Genomic DNA, 17,754 nt, shown 5'->3' with positions numbered 1-17,754 from the left:
TTTATTACAAGATACGACAACGCTTAATTTTACAGGGCAAAAAGAACGAGAAGATATAGGCCCGATTAACCATGAAAAGCATTTAGGCTTACTTCTACATCCCCTTTTAGCAGTTACACCAGAAAGACTATGCTTAGGTGTTTTAGATACTTATCATTGGGCCAGAGAAAAAGTACACCATCGAACTGCTCGAGAAAAAAGCAGGGATAATCATAAAACCCCGTTGGAAGAAAAAGAAAGCTATCGATGGCTAAAGGGTTATCGAAAAGCAAACGAAGTCGCATTACAGGTTCCAGAGACCATGGTTATAACTGTTGCAGATAGAGAAGCCGATATTTATGATTTATATCATGAAGCGCAACATGCTTATTCTCCCCAAGAAAATAAGGGAGCTTATTGGCTCATTCGCTCCTCTTCAAACCGTAGAATTTTAAATAATAATGGGAAACCTGATAACGAAAAATTAATCGAAAAAACTAAAAAGACTTCTCCTCTTTGTAGCATTACTTTTGAAATGCCTGCCAAAGAAAAACAAATAGGTCGAGTGGTCACCCAGAATTTGTATGCAACAGAGCTTACTCTTTGTCCCCCAGATAGAAAACGAAAGCTATCGACAAAATATGGAGATAAAACAGTCACTGTTACTGTGGTGATTGCAGAAGAAACCAATCCGCCTGAAGGCCAAGAACCACTGGAATGGGTTTTATTAACTAATGTTAAAATAAATAATGCAACAGATGCTCATAACATTCTGAAATGGTATTTATGCCGTTGGCAAATTGAAGTGTATTTTCGTATCTTAAAAAGTGGTTGTCGGATTGAGAAATTACAGATCAATGAGAAGCAGCGCTTTGATCCTTGTTTAGCGTTTTACATGATTATTGCTTGGCGGATCCTCTATCTAACCGTATTAAGTCGCGAATGTCCTGATATTAACTGTGAATTAATTTTCTCAACTGAAGAATGGCATATGGCCCATATAATCATAAAAAAAGAACCCCCGCCTGATAAGCCTCCTTCATTGCAAGTTATAGTAAATAGGATTGCTTCTATTGGTGGATATTTAAATAGGAAAAATGACCCTGAACCAGGACCTACTACACTTTGGATTGGCTTGCAGCGACTCAGAGATTTTCTTGGGGCAAAACAAGCCCTTAGCAATATAACTTATGGGTAATGATGTGCAGATTTGGGGATGACCCAGAAAACTCTTTGATGCCTTCCTAAACTTACCACATCGTCCTAATTGGCTCCCCGGGACGGGCTCGAACCGACGACCTAATGATTAACAGTCATTTTTTTATTGTTATCAGAAAATATCAAACAATTTCAAATAATTCTTATAAACCTTGATATATATGAGCTTAATCATTATTATCAGGTTCAAATGATAACATGGGTATTTCAAATAAGAACACAATTAAGTGTACCCCATGGTGTACCCAGAAAAAAATATATTTCTAGGGCAACATTTTTGTCATTTCCAACATGGTTTAATTGTTAAGAGAAAAAGAGTGGGTAAATTTACTGACACCTATATAAAAGCTTTAAAGCCTTCAGCTAAGCGTTATGAAGAATACGAAGGGGAAGGATTTGGAATTAGAGTTACTCCTAAAGGTGTAAAATCGTGGATTTATCGTTACAAAATGGATGGTAAGACAGATAAAATAACTCTTGGACACTATCCTAATTTAAGCTTAGCCAATGCTAAAAAACTCTTCTTGGAATTAAGAGGCCAACGGCTGGATGGACAAAGCCCTAAGATCTTAATTAAAAAACAAGAAATAGAAAAAGAAAAGCGTAAAATTAATACTGTAAGCAAATTAGTTTTAGAATGGTATTCAGGTTACGTGATAAAGGAACGAAAACGTCCTGAAACAATAAGAAAACAGATTGAGGGTGATATTATTCCACTATTGGGTGAAATAGATCTTGATGATCTAAAAACAGTGAATATTACACATGCATTAGATGCTATTGTTAATCGAGGTGCGCCTGTTCATGCTAATCGAGTACTAAGTTCGCTTAAGCAGTTATTTAACTATGCTGTAAGTCGAGGCCGCATGCAGCACAATCCAGCGGCTGGTATTCGTGCGAAGGACATTGGTGGCTCAGAGAAATCTCGTGAGCGTTTTCTTTCCATAGATGAAATAAAAATTCTGTGGTGTTTTTTAGATAGTGATAAAAACCAGATGGCAATACAAACAAAAATCGCCATTAAAATTATTTTGCTTACTGGTGTTAGAACTGCAGAACTTCGATTAGCACAATGGAATGAATTTAATTTTGAACAATCCTTATGGACAATTCCCGCGGCTCATGTGAAGGCTGGAATAATAATCAAAATACATTTAAGTTCTAAAGTAAAAGCTCTATTGGTACAGCTTAAAGCTATTAGTAAATCTTGCTATGTGTTGCCGGGGGCTGATGCTCATTCTCCATTAACTGAAAATGCTTTGCCTAGAGCAATTAAGCGGATACAAGAACGTGTTGGCATATTACCTTGGACAGCCCATGACTTGAGAAGAACGTTTGCAACTCAACTTGGCGAATCTTTGCATGTCGATCCTGTAATAATTGAAAAATGCCTTGGTCATAAGATGCCTCGCATCATGGCAACCTACAATAAAAATGAAATGTTGCCACAACGCAAGGAAGCATTGAATCAGTGGGCACGATTTGTAGAGGATCTTATACAAAATCCGGAATTAAACAGAGGGGAGAGACAAATTGTCCCCTCCCTTTCCAAGGACGTGATATAATGAACGGCAAGGATTTGATTAGCCAGCATTCATCAACCTCAGAAAAAATCAGACTTTTTCAATCTCTTTTTCGAGGCCGAGCGGATGTCTATCCACGTCGATTTCAAAATAAAAAAACACAAAAAACAGGTTATGCCCCCGCATGTAGTAATGAATGGGTACGACCTGTTTGTCAAAAACCTAAAATAAAATGCTCTGATTGTGTCCATAGGCGTCTTATTCCTATTACTGACGAAATCATTTATTGGCATTTACAAGGTTATGATAATAAGGGTGATGAGTTTGTCATGGGTCTTTACCCTATGTTGCTGGATGAGACTTGCTATTTCCTAGCTACTGATTTCGATAAAGCCCATTGGGAACAAAACGCAGTTGCTTTTTTAAAAACTTGTCATCGAATGAATTTACCGGCGGTGCTTGAACGTTCTCGTTCAGGTAATGGTGGACATGTGTGGTTATTTTTTGAAGAAGCCATTTCTGCGAGTCTTGCAAGAAGATTAGGTGCACTGATTTTGACAGAAACGATGGAAGAACATCCACAACTAGGTTTAGATTCTTACGATCGTTTTTTTCCTAATCAAGATACATTACCTAGAGGAAGTTTTGGTAATTTAATTGCTTTGCCTCTACAAAAAATACCCAGACAGCAGGGAAATAGTATATTTGTAGATGAACAACTGCGGGCTATTGAAGATCAATGGACTTTTCTTGCAAATATTAAAAAAATAGCATATTTCGAAATAGAAAAACTTGTGGCAGAAGCTGAAGCTAAAGGACGTATCGTTGGCGTTCGCTTGGAGGTTATTGACGAAGAAAATAAAACCCCCTGGAAACCGCCTGTTTCACTACCTATAGTTGAAAATTTACCAAAAAAATTACATTTGGTGCTGAGTAACGAAATCTTTATAGAAAAAGCGAATATCCCTGCGCCTTTGTTGAATCGTCTGATCCGTATCGCTGCATTTCAAAATCCTGATTTCTATAAAGCTCAGGCTATGCGATTACCTGTATACGATAAGCCTCGTATTATAGGTTGTGCTCATGACTATTCACATCATGTTGGTTTACCTCGTGGATGTTTGGATGAGATTACTAAGCTATGTAGAGATTTAAAAATTAAATATACCCTACAAGAAGAACTTATAAGTGGACAAACATTAGACTGCACTTTCCGGGGTGAATTGCGAGAAGAACAGCAATTAGCAGTGGAAGCACTTCTCAAGTCAGATATAGGAGTGCTTTCAGCTACAACCGCCTTTGGTAAGACTGTAATTGCAGCCTGGCTTATTGCCAAACGACAAGTAAGTACTTTGGTTATTGTGCATACCAAACAATTACAGGATCAGTGGGTTGAACGCTTGCAGACCTTTCTGGATATACCGAAAAATCAGATCGGTTGTTTTGGTGGTGGTAAAAAGAAGCTTAAAGGATTTATAGATATTGCACTGATTCAAAGCGTGGTTAAAAATAACGACGTTGCCGAATTAGTCTCGCAATATGGCCAGATTATTGTAGACGAATGCCATCATATCCCTTCAAACAGCTTTGAGGAAGTTATTAGGCAAATTAAGGCACGATTTATTGTGGGGTTATCAGCCACATTAGTTAGAAAAGACGGCCGACACCCTATTATTACCATGCGCTGTGGCCCAGTATTGTATCGTGTGGATGCTAAAGCACAAGCAGCGGTGCGTCCTTTTGAACATTATGTATTTGTTCGTCCTACAAGTTTTCGTCCATTTCGTCAAATAAATGAAGACTTACGAATACAATTTCAAGATTTATACGATGAATTAATTTCTGACGCAGTTCGCAACCATTTAATTTATCATGATGTTATTCAAGCAGTTAAAAAAGGGCGATCGCCTCTTATTTTGACAGAGCGCAATGAACATTTAGATTTTTTATACCAACTTCTGGCTGGTAAAGTGCAGCATTTAATTGTATTGCGTGGTGGTATGGGTTCTAAGTTGATGAAGCAGTCTATAGAACAATTAGAAACCATTCCTTTAGAAGAAGAGCGAGTAGTTCTTGCTACAGGCCGATTTGTTGGTGAGGGATTTGATGATGCCCGTCTAGATACTTTATTTATGACCCTCCCTATTTCATGGAAAGGTACGGTTGCTCAGTATGTTGGTCGGTTACATCGTTTATATGATTCAAAAAAAGAAGTTCATGTTTATGATTATGTTGATTTAGCAGTTCCTATGCTGGATAGAATGTTTCAACGTCGTGTGCGTGCCTATGAGGGTGTAGGGTACAAAATCATACAACCGGCAAGTGCCTATGCTGGTTGGCCATCCGATATAGTTTTACCTGCGGACCCTCTTTGGAAAAACGACCATGCTGCTGCAATTCGGCGGTTGGTGATTGATGGAGTAGATAATTCTTTAGCTCAATTATTTTCAGATATTGCTCACTTAGAAATCGATCAAATTGATCGTGCACGTAGCATGATTGAGGCATTTTTATTTTATCGCCTGGAAACTTTACCTGAAACAAAAGGACAATTTCAACTAAATCATGAGTTAGCTATTCCCTTTGATAGCCTAGGCTGTATGGAAGTTGATTTGTTATGTTCAGATGCGCGCCTCGTCATTGAAATTGATGGGATACAACATCTAGCAACAAAAGATGCTTATCGTTCGGACAGACGAAAAGATCTGTTACTCCAGGAACAAGGGTATATGGTATTACGTTTTTTAGCAGAAGATGTGAGTAAACGACTTGATGTTGTTTTAGACACTATTCTTCGTGTATTACATAGTAGGCAGAGCACTGCCATATCACTTAACCAAGGGAGGCAATGTGAGCCAAATAATTAACATTTACTGCGATGAGAGTTGTCATTTAGAATCGTCTCAAATATCCGTAGATAATCGTTTTATGGTATTAGGTGGTATTGCCTGTTCAGAAGATGATAAGCATTCAGTATTTGAACATATTAAAAAACTCAAAAAAGAAAATGGATTACAACCTTTTTCAGAAGCGAAGTGGACTAAGGTTTCCTGCACAAAGAGGGATGCTTATGAAGCATTAATTAATTATTTTTTTGATAGTGAAGCACTTTCATTTCGTGCTGTAATTGTAGATAAAAAATATTTAGATCATCCGCGATTCAATCATTCACATGATCAATTTTATTACAAAATGTATTGGCAAATGTTGGAGTGGTTTATTGATCCTAAAAATTGTTATCACCTATATCTTGATATTAAGGATACGCAGGGCTATTTAAAGGTGAAAAAATTACATGAAGTACTGTGTAATTCCCATCATGATTTTGATCGGAATGTCATAGAAAAAATCCAAGAGGTACGTTCTCATGAATTAGCGCTTATGCAACTAACAGACTTATTGATTGGTGCAATTTCTTATGCCAATCGTTATTCTTCGGGCGGGAAAAGTGTAGCCAAACAAAAAATTGTAGACTTAATGAGGAGCCGTTCGGAGCTCTCTTTGTTACGAAGTACTTCTCTTGGTGCGCGAAAGTTTAATCTGTTTCAGTGGGAAGGAAAAAAATGAGTTTATACCCCTTACCCCCTTTGCAATTGCTTCAGGATTTTGGTGGCAATTGGGATGCTTACAAACAAGCGCTATATCAAATTTTTCTTGATAACATCGTTGATAAACTATCATTTCTTGGATTACCGATCAGTTGTCGATATTTTCAACCTATTGGCGATATGCATAGAAGCTTCTGGCACATGATAACACAAGGCGGTTTAGACGATGAGGACCGAATACCGGATTTACGCCGCTGTGAACGAATATCTTGGGTACCGCATATTATTACTAATAGTAATAGTTCAGAGATTTTATGTTGGGAAAATAAACGTAAGGCAAACATAAACACTGTATTATGGCTGCCCCCTGAAAGTTATATGATTATTCTTTCAAAACGTAGAGATTATTACCTATTAACAACAAGTTATGTACATGATTCAGGAAAAGCACGAACAAATATTTGTGAGATGGAAGTATGCAAAGATCCTAGAAAAAGCTGAGGCCGCCGCAGCGACCTCGAATGCTCCTTCTACGCTAAGGTAGATGAGTTACTATAATAATAGCAGATAATTTATATTGTAGTAAAGACTTTTTGAGTAAAAATTCAACAATTCCGTAAGGGTTAATAAACTCCTAAGAAAACAAACCTGCTTATTAGCCTCTCAAATAATGTTTCATAGATATTTGAATCATTCTCCCAAGTAGAAGTTATGCTCATATATTTGTCAAATTAAAATTTATATAACCAATATTTTTTCAGGAGTCGTACATATGGGGTTTAAAACGCCTCAATTTCTCTCTTATCCTATTATCGAACCCTAACAACCCGTTTCGAATGGAGGCAAATATGGCAGTAAGGAATATATCATTAAAGCCAAAAATTTATTTTATCAGAGATGCTGAAGAAGTTACACGCAGAAATCGATTGACGTTACGACGATGGTGGCAGAAAAAAATTTTTCCTACCCCTTCGTTGATCAATAACCGATTAGCTTGGGATGCAGAAGTGATTGAGCAATGGATCAGAGAAAATTTACACGGAGAGTAATATGAGAAAAAATAAGAATGATCTTAAAAAAGACTCAGAAAATGAATCACAAAGACCACCGTTGGCAGCGATGGCCTGTGATGCAAAACGGTTTTTAGGACTACGTACAGACATCAGACAATTAATAAACGTAAATAACCCACCGTCAAGAGATAAGTCTATCTCTAAAACTTTACATCATCCAGTTTTAGATGAATTACATAAAAAGTTGTTAAGAAACTTAAGGAGGAATACACGATGAATTTCTCTCAAGACTTAATGGCGGTAGAGCAAGCCTTTCGTGATTTTTTAGCGTCCAATGGTCATCCATTGGACGGAGAAATACGATATGACTCGAATCAATTTCACTATCTCAAATGCCCTCATGGAAGTTCAACTGATGCTCGATATAAGTTTTATTCTGACGGAATTATCTCAGGATATTGCAAGTGCTGGTATTGTGACATTGAGAAATATTTTTGCTCAAAACAAAAACATGAGATTTCAAGACAAGAATGGAAAGTACATAGACAACGCATGGCTGAGGAAAAAGCAAGGATTGAACAGGAAACTCAAAAACGCTGTGCAGATGCTGCTATTCTGGCTCAGACAGTATTTTTTAGTGCAAGTGAAATGGAGGCTAGCAAGCATGGATATTTAAGTTTAAAACAAGTTAGAAATCACGGCTTAAGAGTTGTAAAAACTGAAAATGAACACACAAATTTTGCTCAATGCTATAAAGATACTCTTTTAGTTCCTTGCTTTAATGCCAATAATGAATTGGTAAATTTAGAACGAATTTACTTTGATAAAAAGGCAAATAAATATAAAAAGCGTCCTTTAGTCGGCGGTCTTCGTAATGGAGCTTATTACCTAATTGGCGAACATCAGAGTAATCACGACGTTATATTGCTTGCAGAAGGAACAGCCACTGGATTTACTGCTTATGAGGCGAGTGGATACCCAGTGGCAATAACATTTAATTGTAATAATTTAATAAATGTGGCCAAAATCATTCGTGAAAAATATCCTCATACTAAATTACTAATCATTGCAGATGATGATCGATGGCATAATGAGGTGGATTTACGAGATACAGGGGTGAAGGCGGCAAAAAAAGTTTGCACCACTGTTGAAAATATTTCTTATTTTTTGCCTGATTTCAAAATTCTGCAACTCTCGGAAGAGCGATTAGGGATACTTCAATTAACTGATATGAATGATCTATTTGTTCATTTATTAGCAAATGGAATTGATAATGAAGGTGCTTTAGCAATTATAAGGGAACAGATTTTAGTTGCTATATCTACGACGGATACTATTTCTCATGCTGTAATACTAGATCAACTTCTTGATAAAATTGGCAAAATTGATTTTGCACCATTAGCAGAACTCAGAGAAGGAGAAAAACTTACCAATAGCCAAATGCAGGTAATTATAATTGATCAAATTTTAATTCTTGCAAAGAATAACAATTGGGGCTTATGCCGGCAGTATGATTTTCTTTATTTATTCAATGGAGAATATTGGTACCTAATTGAAGAAAATGAGTTAAAAACTTTTTTGGGTAATGCTGCAGAAAAGATGGGGCTTCGCAATGTACATGTGCAACATTTTAATTTTAAGGAGCAGCTTTATAAACAGTTTTTGGTAGCAGCTAATTTATCTAAACCAGAACAGCCAAAAGAGATCATCAACATTCATTTAAGAAATGGAACTTTTGAAATAACGCCAACAGGTAACGTTTTGAAACCTTTTAATCGTAATGATTTCATGATTTACCAATTGCCATTTGATTATAATCCCCAAGCAAGTGCTCCTTTATTTTTTGTTATTTAAACAGAGTCTTGCCAGAACAAGAATTACAAAATATTTTGGCAGAATATTTAGGTTATGTATTTATCAGAACGAGTACGTTAAAACTAGAGAAAACTTTATTGTTATATGGTTCTGGCGCGAATGGTAAGTCGGTGTTTTATGAAATTGTGCGAAGCCTTTTAGGAGAACAAAATACATCAGAATATTCATTGCAAAGTCTTACTTACCAACGAGAATGGCTATTATAGAGCAATGATCGTTAATAAACTGGTTAATTACGCTAGTGAAATAAATGGTAAGCTCGAGTCCTCTATTTTCAAACAATTAGTGAGTGGAGAGCCAGTAGAGGCAAGATTGCCACATGGTCGTCCTTTTACTTTAACCGATTATGCAAAATTTATATTTAACTGTAATGAGCTGCCTAAAGATGTAGAACAAACTGAAGCCTATTTTAGGCGGTTTATAATTATACCTTTTGAAGTCACTATTCCTGAAGCAGAGCAAGATAAGCAATTACCTCAAAAAATAATTAAGCAGGAATTATCGGGCGTATTTAATTGGGTACTCCAAGGGCTTGAGCGATTATTGCAGCAACAACATTTTACTGAAAGTGAAAAAGTAAGACTTGCGCGCGTTCAATATGAAAAAGAATCCGATAGTGTGAAACTTTTTCTTGAGGAAGCCCATTATACTTCCAATTTCGATAATTTTGTTCTTATAAAAGATCTCTATCCTGAATATAGGCGTTATTGCCAAGATAACGGTTATTTTCCGGTTAATAATATCAATTTCAAGAGACGCTTAATGCACTCAAAAATTATGATCTCAAAAAAGACTAAAGGTGACGTTGCTTTTTTTAGTAAAGGCGATGCTTATAGCCGAGTAAAATTCGCATCATGATTAAAATGATAGAAATGATCACGGAATAAAATTTATTTTGGACTTCAAGGAGGATATATGTCAAAACAGGTTAAAAATATAAGCGCAGCCCCAAATAAGAGCACTGAAATGTCAGAGAGGCAATATTTAAAAAGAAAAATCTTACGACTCAATGCTCTTGCCTGTAACGATATTAGGCAGAATAATTTTGACATAGAAAATGCGATGCATCAGAGCAGGAAAGAGCTGCAAACGTTAGGTGTAAATGACTGTTTACAGGAAATGATTGCGGCTCAAATTATATCGATTCATCGTCTTCAACAGATTTCAATGAGTTTCGCTAGTTCTACTGATGAAATGAATCATAGACAATATTTTACTAATGCCGCCATTAAACTTGCGAATTGTTTCGCACAGCAAGCAAATCTTTTAAGTCGATTACAAGGCTATGGAGGGCAAAAAATGATTATTGAGCGTGTCGATGTGCATCATGGAGGACAGGCTGTTGTAGGCAATATCAATGGTAGTATTTCTCATAAGGATGGAAAAAAATGAAAACGACCTCATGTAACGGACAAAAACAATATACGTTTAATAACGCTCCACGATGCGGAGCCAAAACCAAGCATCATAATGGCAAACCTTGTTTAGCTCCTGCCGTTAGAGGAAAACGTCGCTGCCGTATTCATGGAGGATCCAAAGGTAGTGGCGGCCAACAAGGAAATTCTAATGCACTTAAACATGGTTATACCACAAAAGCGATTAAGAATTTTAGAGAAAATGTTAAGATTGCGATTCAAGAAGCAACGCGATTAACTGATGCTAATTTTTTTGATTAACAAGGATACAACAATGGATTTTAGTTTTATTAAAAGAATTTTTGGTAGCCAGAGGGCAAATACAAGAAAATCTACTACAGCAAACAAGCAGGCAAAGAGTAATAAGGAAATTGTCGAAATTTTACTCTCACTTATTATTAACGATGATTATTTATCTGTACCCATTTATATACATGGAATTAACTGTGAAGAACAAGCTCACGCTTTCGGAACTCTTTATCCATTGCAATATGTTTGGAATGAACACCAAACCGATGCTGGCCACTTAGGATTTAGTTTTAGCATAAATGGGGCCGCTGTTGGCAGTATGCTAGAGGGACTGATCCCTAGAACAAATTCAAATTTTGCAGTTATTAGAGATGAAGTAATGAGCGTCCTTAGTTATGGAGGTAAACAAACTCTTTTGGCCATGGTTGAAAAAGCTATCTTGCCGCCGAGTCAGCTACTTAAAAATTTTGAATATGAGGACATAATAAATCTAAATTTTAATCGATAAGTTAAATGAGTTTCTTGAGAGTTTAATTGAATCAAATAACGCTTTCCTTAGTCAATTATGGCGTTGAGCAGTCCTTGAGTTTGCGTTTCCTCTTCAAAAAACTTAACAAAAAATGTCTTTGATAGCTTCGGATTAATTTTATTTTCCCGAGTAAATTCGGCTTTAAATCCGCATTTTTTATAAAATTCTGGCGCTTGAAAAGCACTTGTACATAAATTCATATTATTGAACCCCTGTCCTTTAAAATGCTCTTCAAGTGCTTGCAGCAACCTCCTTCCATATCCTTTACCGCGATGATCACCATCTACCCATATATCATCAATATAAATTTCAGCAAAAGCGGTATAGGCATTAATTACCCCACAAGCAACACCTTCTTGGTTATGGAGAACTATTGAAAACCGCTTATAATTAACATCAATTCCATAACTAGCTTCGTATGCCTGGAAGCTGTCTGTCATTCGTTGCTCTAGTTCTTCGCTAATGTTATCAAGAAAAGAAATCTTCACATCATGATTATACTGAGAGTGCCCCATAGTTGTAATCCTAATACGTTATTTAGTTGTCTGCAGAGAGGACAAGCTATTATTCAAAAATTTGAGCGTAAGTTGATTTATCTTTTTATGCGTTTTTTCATCACCACGGTCACAAAGGTCTATATGCTTAGAGTTTTCAAGTTTTATAATTACAATGCCAATGTGCCTTGCTTCTTTGTCACTCGGTAAAACCCCAGCATCTGCCTGAGTATCGTTGGCTCTCAAGGATAGGATAGGTGAAATGCCGTTGCGTGGGAAAGGCATGCGTAAGCTATCCAATGAGATTAGCTTTTTAACTAATTGGGGATGCTCTTTTGCAAAAAGCATAGCAATATCACCACCATTGGAATGACCAATTAGAATTATTTTATTTATATTTAAATTAGGTTCTCTGCGATGAAGTTCACTCATGACAAAAAGAATATTGAGGACGCCTCTTTTCTATAAAGGCTTACGTCTTGTCAATAAATCGCCAGTTCTTGCCAAAGCTGGGTCAGTCTTTAAGTCATGTTGAATACTCACGACATAATAACCTTGTGCAGCAAGTTCTTTGGCTAAAAATGAATACTCCGTGTTTCGCACTCCATAGCCATGATTAATAATGACAACCGGTAGATTGTAGCGCTTGCCTTTTGCTTTAGGCTGAGACGAATGACTAACATAAACTTCAATGGGAACAATACGATTTCTTGCTCTATTCTGAAGCCTATAGGATTGTTGTATGACTTCGTTTTGAAGTGGACTAATAGCTTGAAAATTAGAGGCTAAGGCAACAGGGCTTTGACTAAAGCAGCTTAGTGTAAATACAAAGAATAAAAGCCTACATAATAGATTAGTCATTTTAGTAAAAGTGTACCCAGAGAGATGATTAAGAAATTTGAATTTTACTAGAAGCCAAGCTGTGCTTGGCTCCCCGGGACGGGCTCGAACCGCCGACCTAATGATTAACAGTCATCCGCTCTACCGACTGAGCTACCGGGGAATGAGGCAGAATCTTAAATGGATTCCGCCTATGGGTCAAGGGCTTGGCGTGAATTTTTTTCTTTTCCTGCTGCAGGGTAGAACTATTTGCAAAAACGTTGCAAACGATCCAGTGCGTCATGCAAGGTATCCATGCTGGTTGCGAAAGAAAGCCGTATACAACCTTCGTTGCCAAAAGCAGAGCCGGGAACCAAGGCGACGCCAACATCGTGTAAAAGTCGTTCTGCAAATTCTACATCATTCGCGAACCCCCGTTTTTTAATAATGGCCTGGACACTCGGGAAAATATAAAAAGTTCCATCAGCAGGAATAACTTCAATATCAGGCATTTCTTGTAAACGCTCTACTACATAGTCATGGCGTTGATGAAAAGCTTTAATCATCTGTTGTACAGTCTCATCCCCTCCATTCAAGGCGGCTACAGCGGCTTTTTGAGCAATGGAGCAGGGGTTAGAAGTGGATTGGGACTGGACTGTTTTCATTGCGGTTATCAGCGAGGCAGGACCTCCTGCGTAACCTATCCGCCAGCCAGTCATGGCATAGGCTTTGGAAACCCCATTTAAAACGATAGTGCGAGAATACAAGTCGGGGCATGCATTTAAAATGTTGGCAAAGGGTTGCGTCCACAAAATATGTTCGTACATATCGTCAGTAGCAATGAGAACCTGGGGATGTTTTTTTAATACCTCGCCGAGCGCTCTTAATTCATCCAGGCTGTAAGCTACTCCTGAAGGATTGGATGGGCTATTTAGGAAAAACAGTCTTGTTTTGGATGTAATTGCATCAGCCAGTTGTGCGGGAGTAATTTTGAATCGGGCTGCGGGCGTTGAAGGAATAATAACCGGAGTTCCACCCGCTAATAAAACAATATCAGGATAGGAAACCCAGTAAGGTGCGGGTATGATGACCTCCTCCCCTTCATTGATTAAAGCCTGGCATAAATTATAAATTGATTGTTTACCGCCTGTAGACACCAGAATCTGATTAAGCTGATAGTCAAGGCCATTATCTCGTTTAAATTTATCCTTGATGGCTTGCTTTAATTCAGGGATACCATCAACAGCCGTGTATTTGGTAAAACCTGCTTCAATCGCAGCAATGGCAGCCTTTTTAATATGATCAGGCGTATCAAAATCTGGCTCGCCGGTGCCTAAACCAACAACATCCAGCCCTTCGGCACGCATCTGAGCTGCTTTTGCAGCAACGGCAAGGGTGGGAGATGGTTTTACTTGATGGACACGTTCTGCCAGTGTAATACCCATTTTTTTAAGCTCCTATGTAATATTTTGATCAATTAACGAGGGTAAAGCTACCTAAACATGTCTTGATCAGTTATAGTTTATATTATGAAAAATGTATTCAAAATTTATGCAGATTATCACCCGGCCGGCGATCAACCGACAGCCATTGCTTCATTGATCGGGGGACTTAAAGCCGGCTTGGCCCGCCAAATTCTATTAGGCGTTACCGGCTCAGGTAAAACATACACTATTGCGCATGTTATCCAGGCGATGAAAAGACCCACACTCATTATGGCTCCCAATAAAACATTAGCCGCTCAACTGTATGGAGAATTTAAAACCTATTTTCCCGACAATGCCGTAGAATATTTTGTGTCTTATTATGACTATTATCAACCTGAAGCCTATGTTCCCGCTTCCGATACTTTCATAGAAAAAGACGCTTCCATCAATGAGCACATTGAACAAATGCGCCTGTCAGCGACCAAGGCGCTCATTGAACGTAGAGATGCCATCATTGTAGCAACCGTATCAGCAATCTATGGTTTAGGTGATCCTGACTCTTACTTGCGTATGGTATTACATCTTTCACGGGGAGAACAATGTGATCAACGTAAAATTTTAAAACGTCTTGCTGAAATGCAATACATTCGAAGTCCGCAAACCCTCGAACGTGGACAATTTCGGGTACACGGCGATGTGATTGATGTTTTCCCTGCTGATTCAGAGAAAGAGGCGGTTCGTATAGAGCTTTTTGATGATGAGGTAGACAATATTGCACGCTTTGATCCGTTAACAGGAGAAGTTCTTCAACGGTTACCCCGCATTACAATTTTTCCTAAAACCCATTATGTGACTCCTCGTGAACGAATTCTACAGACTATTGATTGGGTAAAAGAAGAATTACAGCACAGGCTTGTTGAATTTACTGAACAAAATAAATTATTAGAAGCACAGCGATTGCAACAACGTACCTGCTTTGATATTGAAATGATGCTCGAACTGGGTTACTGCTCAGGAATTGAGAATTATTCTCGTTATCTGTCCGGAAGAAACACTGGAGAACCTCCTCCGACTCTTTTTGATTATTTACCTCCCGACTCATTGCTCATTATTGATGAATCGCATGTCACGGTTCCTCAAATTGGCGGTATGTATCGAGGAGATAGAGCACGCAAGGAAACATTAGTGCATTATGGTTTTCGTTTACCATCAGCCCTCGATAATCGCCCATTACGCTTTGAAGAATTTGAAGAGCGTTCGCCTCAGACAATTTATGTCTCCGCAACACCTGGGCCTTACGAGCAAGAGCATGCAGATAATACGGCTGAACAGGTTGTTCGGCCTACCGGTCTGGTTGATCCGGAAGTTGTTATTCGCCCTGTAAAAAATCAGGTGGATGATTTGTTGTCGGAAATAAGAATGATTGTTCAACAGGGCGAACGTATTTTAGTGACTACTTTAACCAAGCGTATGGCTGAAGATTTAACAGATTATTTACGCGAACAGGGCATAAAAGTGCGTTATTTGCATGCGGATATCGATACCGTAGAACGTGTTGAGATTATTAGAGATCTGCGTTTAGGTGAGTTTGATGTATTGGTTGGTATCAATTTGTTACGCGAAGGGTTAGATATGCCTGAAGTAGCCTTAGTTGCCATTCTTGATGCAGACAAGGAAGGTTTTCTTCGTTCTGATCGCTCTTTAATCCAAACGATTGGCCGTGCAGCGCGCAACATTAACGGCCGCGCTATTCTCTATGCCGACAGGATAACAGGCTCTATGCAACGGGCATTGGATGAGACGGAGCGACGTCGTACCAAACAACAGGAATTTAATCAGGCTCATGGAATTACACCTAAAGGAATAAAAAAATCAATTACGGACATTATGGAGGGCGCTTATAGCACTAAACGACAAGCTCAGGTGGCCGAACCAAAGGCAAATTATCAAAGATTACCTCCGGAACAATTAAGCAAGCGGATGAAGCAACTTGAAAAACAAATGCATGACTATGCAAAAAACATGGAGTTTGAACAGGCTGCCAAAACACGTGATGAACTACTTACTTTGAAAGAACAATTGAAGCAAAGTTATTAAGTTTCTATTTAAAGAGATAGCCCGACAAACCGGATTTTGAACCCTGGGGTTCAAGTGGGTGACAGATGAGCCAGTTCAGGCTTCCCATTTAAAATGGGCTTGCACAACGCCAGCTACACAACGTCTCCCTGAGTGTAAGTATTGGTTCACAAATCACTCGCTGTCGGGTTAATTGCAGTATAACATTATTGTATGATAGAGGAAGCTGTCTGGCTAAATTTTACTGCTTTTTTTCGATCGCGTATAATACCTGTCTCATTAAACATTGAATAAAAACTGCTACTCGTTTCTGTGGGTTTCAAGATGAGATTTGATACATTATTAAATGACATTAAAAACACGTTTCCTGAAATCAATTGGGAAAAAAGGAAAAACAGGGAAAATCAGATTGTGGAGCTTGTTTCTCCCTTAATGAGCAAAGATGAAGCTCATAACAAGCTGCATGAATTAATTTATCCTGGATTATTTTTTACGGAGAAGGACGCTTTTAATATTGTCGAATCACGTTTTTTTTCAGGATATAGAATTATTATTTATCTTGATCAACTTAAATTGATAAGAAGTGAAATTAAACTTTATCCTGCTATAAACGATATTTTAGGTTTTTTTAATAAGAAATATCTCCCCCATCAAGGATCAAAAAAATTTCGTTGGGAATATAATCCTCTTATTAAAGAAATGTATATAAATATAGGAGATGAATGGGAGTTAAAAAATAACAACTTTTATATGGAACCTGTTTTTTTAAAAAATATAGGTTTTTCTGATAAATTAATTAATGAATTTAATAAATTATTAAAAAAACAATTCACTCGCCAGGGAATAAGATGGACTATTTTTCATGACGACCTGATTCGGTTTTTTAAAAACACAAACTTTAAAACGTTACGCGCTCAGGGCGGAACGATGAAATTATTTGAACCTACGTTTCCTGATAATATAGCACGACATATAGGAACTTTTTTTGATTCACGGAGTACTTCCAGTCTGGCTTGTGCAAGCAAAACAATCAACGAAGCAGGGAAAAAATATGAAAACCATGTAGAAAGCACGAGTTCAGTGCAAATGTAACAGCGAGGCTAAAAACAACAGCCCATCTCCTTAATAAATCGAGCGAGATATCAATTACAAAATATGACAAATAATCTGCATGGCGTTTTATTCTCAATCCGTTTGCGGGTCCTGATCAATATTGCCATGCACTACCTGATGAATCTTATTTTCCAGAGAGCTAATAAACTTCGTCACTTGTTGGCGTTGCTGTTCTTGTTGTTTCTGACAAGTGATTAATTCATGACTGATATTTAACGCAGCCAACAATAATGTTTGAAACTCATCCAATTGTTTAAATTTTTTCTTACTCTGTAGCAATTGCTCATTCAATTTCTCGGCAGCTTGCTGAAGATTACCTGTCTCATTATCCGGGCATTTGATTTCATAGGTTTTATTCAGTAGCTTAATAGAGCAGGATTTGGAAGTTGTCATTTTATAATGCCTATCAGATTACAATGCTATTACTCTAAATAGTAACAATTTTGGCTTACACGAGCAAATCAGTTATTATTTAT

General features: G+C 37.6%; 18 protein-coding genes, 1 tRNA gene, 1 other RNA gene and 1 pseudogene. 14 read left to right on the top strand and 7 right to left on the bottom strand.

Annotated elements, in window-relative coordinates; all coding sequences use genetic code 11:
• The 12 genes from T345_RS13850 to T345_RS0107325 form a co-directional block, all read left to right on the top strand.
• The coding region (locus tag T345_RS13850; protein ID WP_035918437.1) for an IS4 family transposase at positions 1–1,177 on the top strand (1,177 nt) is incomplete at its 5' end.
• 337 nt (positions 1,178–1,514) lie between these two features.
• Positions 1,515–2,762 carry a tyrosine-type recombinase/integrase gene (locus T345_RS0107370; protein WP_028388774.1) on the top strand — a complete coding sequence of 416 codons (1,248 nt, stop codon included), beginning with the start codon at positions 1,515–1,517 and terminating at the stop codon, positions 2,760–2,762.
• Positions 2,762–5,587 (top strand): TOTE conflict system archaeo-eukaryotic primase domain-containing protein, encoded by a 2,826-nt coding sequence (locus T345_RS0107365; protein WP_242604587.1) that lies wholly within the window; start codon positions 2,762–2,764, stop codon positions 5,585–5,587. The genes T345_RS0107370 and T345_RS0107365 overlap by 1 nt, the downstream gene beginning before the upstream one ends.
• The gene (locus T345_RS0107360) at positions 5,571–6,287 is read left to right on the top strand and encodes a DUF3800 domain-containing protein (protein WP_028388772.1); all 717 of its coding nucleotides are present in this window, start codon (positions 5,571–5,573) and stop codon (positions 6,285–6,287) included. The genes T345_RS0107365 and T345_RS0107360 overlap by 17 nt, the downstream gene beginning before the upstream one ends.
• The gene (locus T345_RS13845) at positions 6,284–6,769 is read left to right on the top strand and encodes a hypothetical protein (protein ID WP_051555193.1); all 486 of its coding nucleotides are present in this window, start codon (positions 6,284–6,286) and stop codon (positions 6,767–6,769) included. The genes T345_RS0107360 and T345_RS13845 overlap by 4 nt, the downstream gene beginning before the upstream one ends.
• Before the next feature lie 347 nt (positions 6,770–7,116).
• Positions 7,117–7,317: a hypothetical protein gene (locus T345_RS0107350; RefSeq protein WP_028388771.1), complete on the top strand. Its 201-nt coding sequence runs from the start codon at positions 7,117–7,119 to the stop codon at positions 7,315–7,317.
• Position 7,318: 1 nt separating this feature from the next.
• Entirely contained in the window at positions 7,319–7,558 is a 240-nt protein-coding gene (locus T345_RS0107345) for a hypothetical protein (RefSeq protein WP_028388770.1), read from the top strand.
• The gene (locus tag T345_RS14585) at positions 7,555–9,135 is read left to right on the top strand and encodes a hypothetical protein (RefSeq protein ID WP_051555191.1); all 1,581 of its coding nucleotides are present in this window, start codon (positions 7,555–7,557) and stop codon (positions 9,133–9,135) included. The genes T345_RS0107345 and T345_RS14585 overlap by 4 nt, the downstream gene beginning before the upstream one ends.
• A 171-nt stretch (positions 9,136–9,306) precedes the next feature.
• Positions 9,307–10,014: a DNA primase family protein gene (locus T345_RS14575; protein ID WP_345940158.1), complete on the top strand. Its 708-nt coding sequence runs from the start codon at positions 9,307–9,309 to the stop codon at positions 10,012–10,014.
• A gap of 57 nt (positions 10,015–10,071) precedes the next feature.
• A complete protein-coding gene (locus T345_RS0107335; protein ID WP_035918435.1) occupies positions 10,072–10,548 on the top strand; it encodes a hypothetical protein in 477 nt (158 codons plus the stop codon).
• Positions 10,545–10,832: an HGGxSTG domain-containing protein gene (locus tag T345_RS13835; RefSeq protein WP_035918434.1), complete on the top strand. Its 288-nt coding sequence runs from the start codon at positions 10,545–10,547 to the stop codon at positions 10,830–10,832. The genes T345_RS0107335 and T345_RS13835 overlap by 4 nt, the downstream gene beginning before the upstream one ends.
• Positions 10,833–10,845: 13 nt before the next feature.
• Positions 10,846–11,328, top strand: coding sequence for a hypothetical protein (locus tag T345_RS0107325; RefSeq protein WP_028388768.1), 483 nt, complete (start codon positions 10,846–10,848; stop codon positions 11,326–11,328).
• Positions 11,329–11,375: 47 nt separating this feature from the next.
• Here T345_RS0107325 and T345_RS13830 read toward each other — a convergent pair.
• From T345_RS13830 to T345_RS0107305, 5 genes and pseudogenes are all read right to left on the bottom strand, one after another.
• Positions 11,376–11,834, bottom strand: a pseudogene (locus T345_RS13830) (GNAT family N-acetyltransferase); the annotation flags it as partial.
• Between the two features lie 48 nt (positions 11,835–11,882).
• Complete coding sequence (locus T345_RS15415; RefSeq protein WP_051555188.1) at positions 11,883–12,275, bottom strand: alpha/beta fold hydrolase; 393 nt, start codon at positions 12,273–12,275, stop codon at positions 11,883–11,885.
• Between the two features lie 30 nt (positions 12,276–12,305).
• Positions 12,306–12,704 carry an alpha/beta hydrolase gene (locus tag T345_RS15410; protein WP_051555187.1) on the bottom strand — a complete coding sequence of 133 codons (399 nt, stop codon included), beginning with the start codon at positions 12,702–12,704 and terminating at the stop codon, positions 12,306–12,308.
• 66 nt (positions 12,705–12,770) lie between these two features.
• Positions 12,771–12,846 (bottom strand) — tRNA-Asn (locus tag T345_RS0107310).
• An 82-nt stretch (positions 12,847–12,928) separates the two neighbouring features.
• Positions 12,929–14,107: a pyridoxal phosphate-dependent aminotransferase gene (locus T345_RS0107305; RefSeq protein WP_028388767.1), complete on the bottom strand. Its 1,179-nt coding sequence runs from the start codon at positions 14,105–14,107 to the stop codon at positions 12,929–12,931.
• Positions 14,108–14,191: 84 nt separating this feature from the next.
• On the opposite strand from T345_RS0107305, the gene uvrB reads away from it, so the two are divergent.
• Positions 14,192–16,186 carry an excinuclease ABC subunit UvrB gene (gene uvrB / locus T345_RS0107300; RefSeq protein WP_028388766.1) on the top strand — a complete coding sequence of 665 codons (1,995 nt, stop codon included), beginning with the start codon at positions 14,192–14,194 and terminating at the stop codon, positions 16,184–16,186.
• 14 nt (positions 16,187–16,200) lie between these two features.
• Here uvrB and ssrS read toward each other — a convergent pair.
• A non-coding RNA gene (ssrS, locus tag T345_RS14800) (6S RNA) lies at positions 16,201–16,359 on the bottom strand.
• 130 nt (positions 16,360–16,489) lie between these two features.
• Between ssrS and T345_RS0107295 the strand changes: the two genes are divergently transcribed.
• A complete protein-coding gene (locus T345_RS0107295; protein ID WP_028388765.1) occupies positions 16,490–17,257 on the top strand; it encodes a hypothetical protein in 768 nt (255 codons plus the stop codon).
• Positions 17,258–17,350: 93 nt separating this feature from the next.
• On the opposite strand, the gene T345_RS0107290 is transcribed toward T345_RS0107295, so the two are convergent.
• Positions 17,351–17,671 carry a cell division protein ZapA gene (locus T345_RS0107290; protein ID WP_028388764.1) on the bottom strand — a complete coding sequence of 107 codons (321 nt, stop codon included), beginning with the start codon at positions 17,669–17,671 and terminating at the stop codon, positions 17,351–17,353.
• Between the last annotated feature and the right edge of the window lie 83 nt (positions 17,672–17,754).

The sequence above is a fragment of the Legionella fairfieldensis ATCC 49588 genome (assembly GCF_000621525.1).
Classification (GTDB): Bacteria; Pseudomonadota; Gammaproteobacteria; order Legionellales; family Legionellaceae; genus Tatlockia; species Tatlockia fairfieldensis.
Note: the sequence above shows the minus strand (reverse complement) of the source record. Positions and strands in the feature narration are given on the sequence as shown.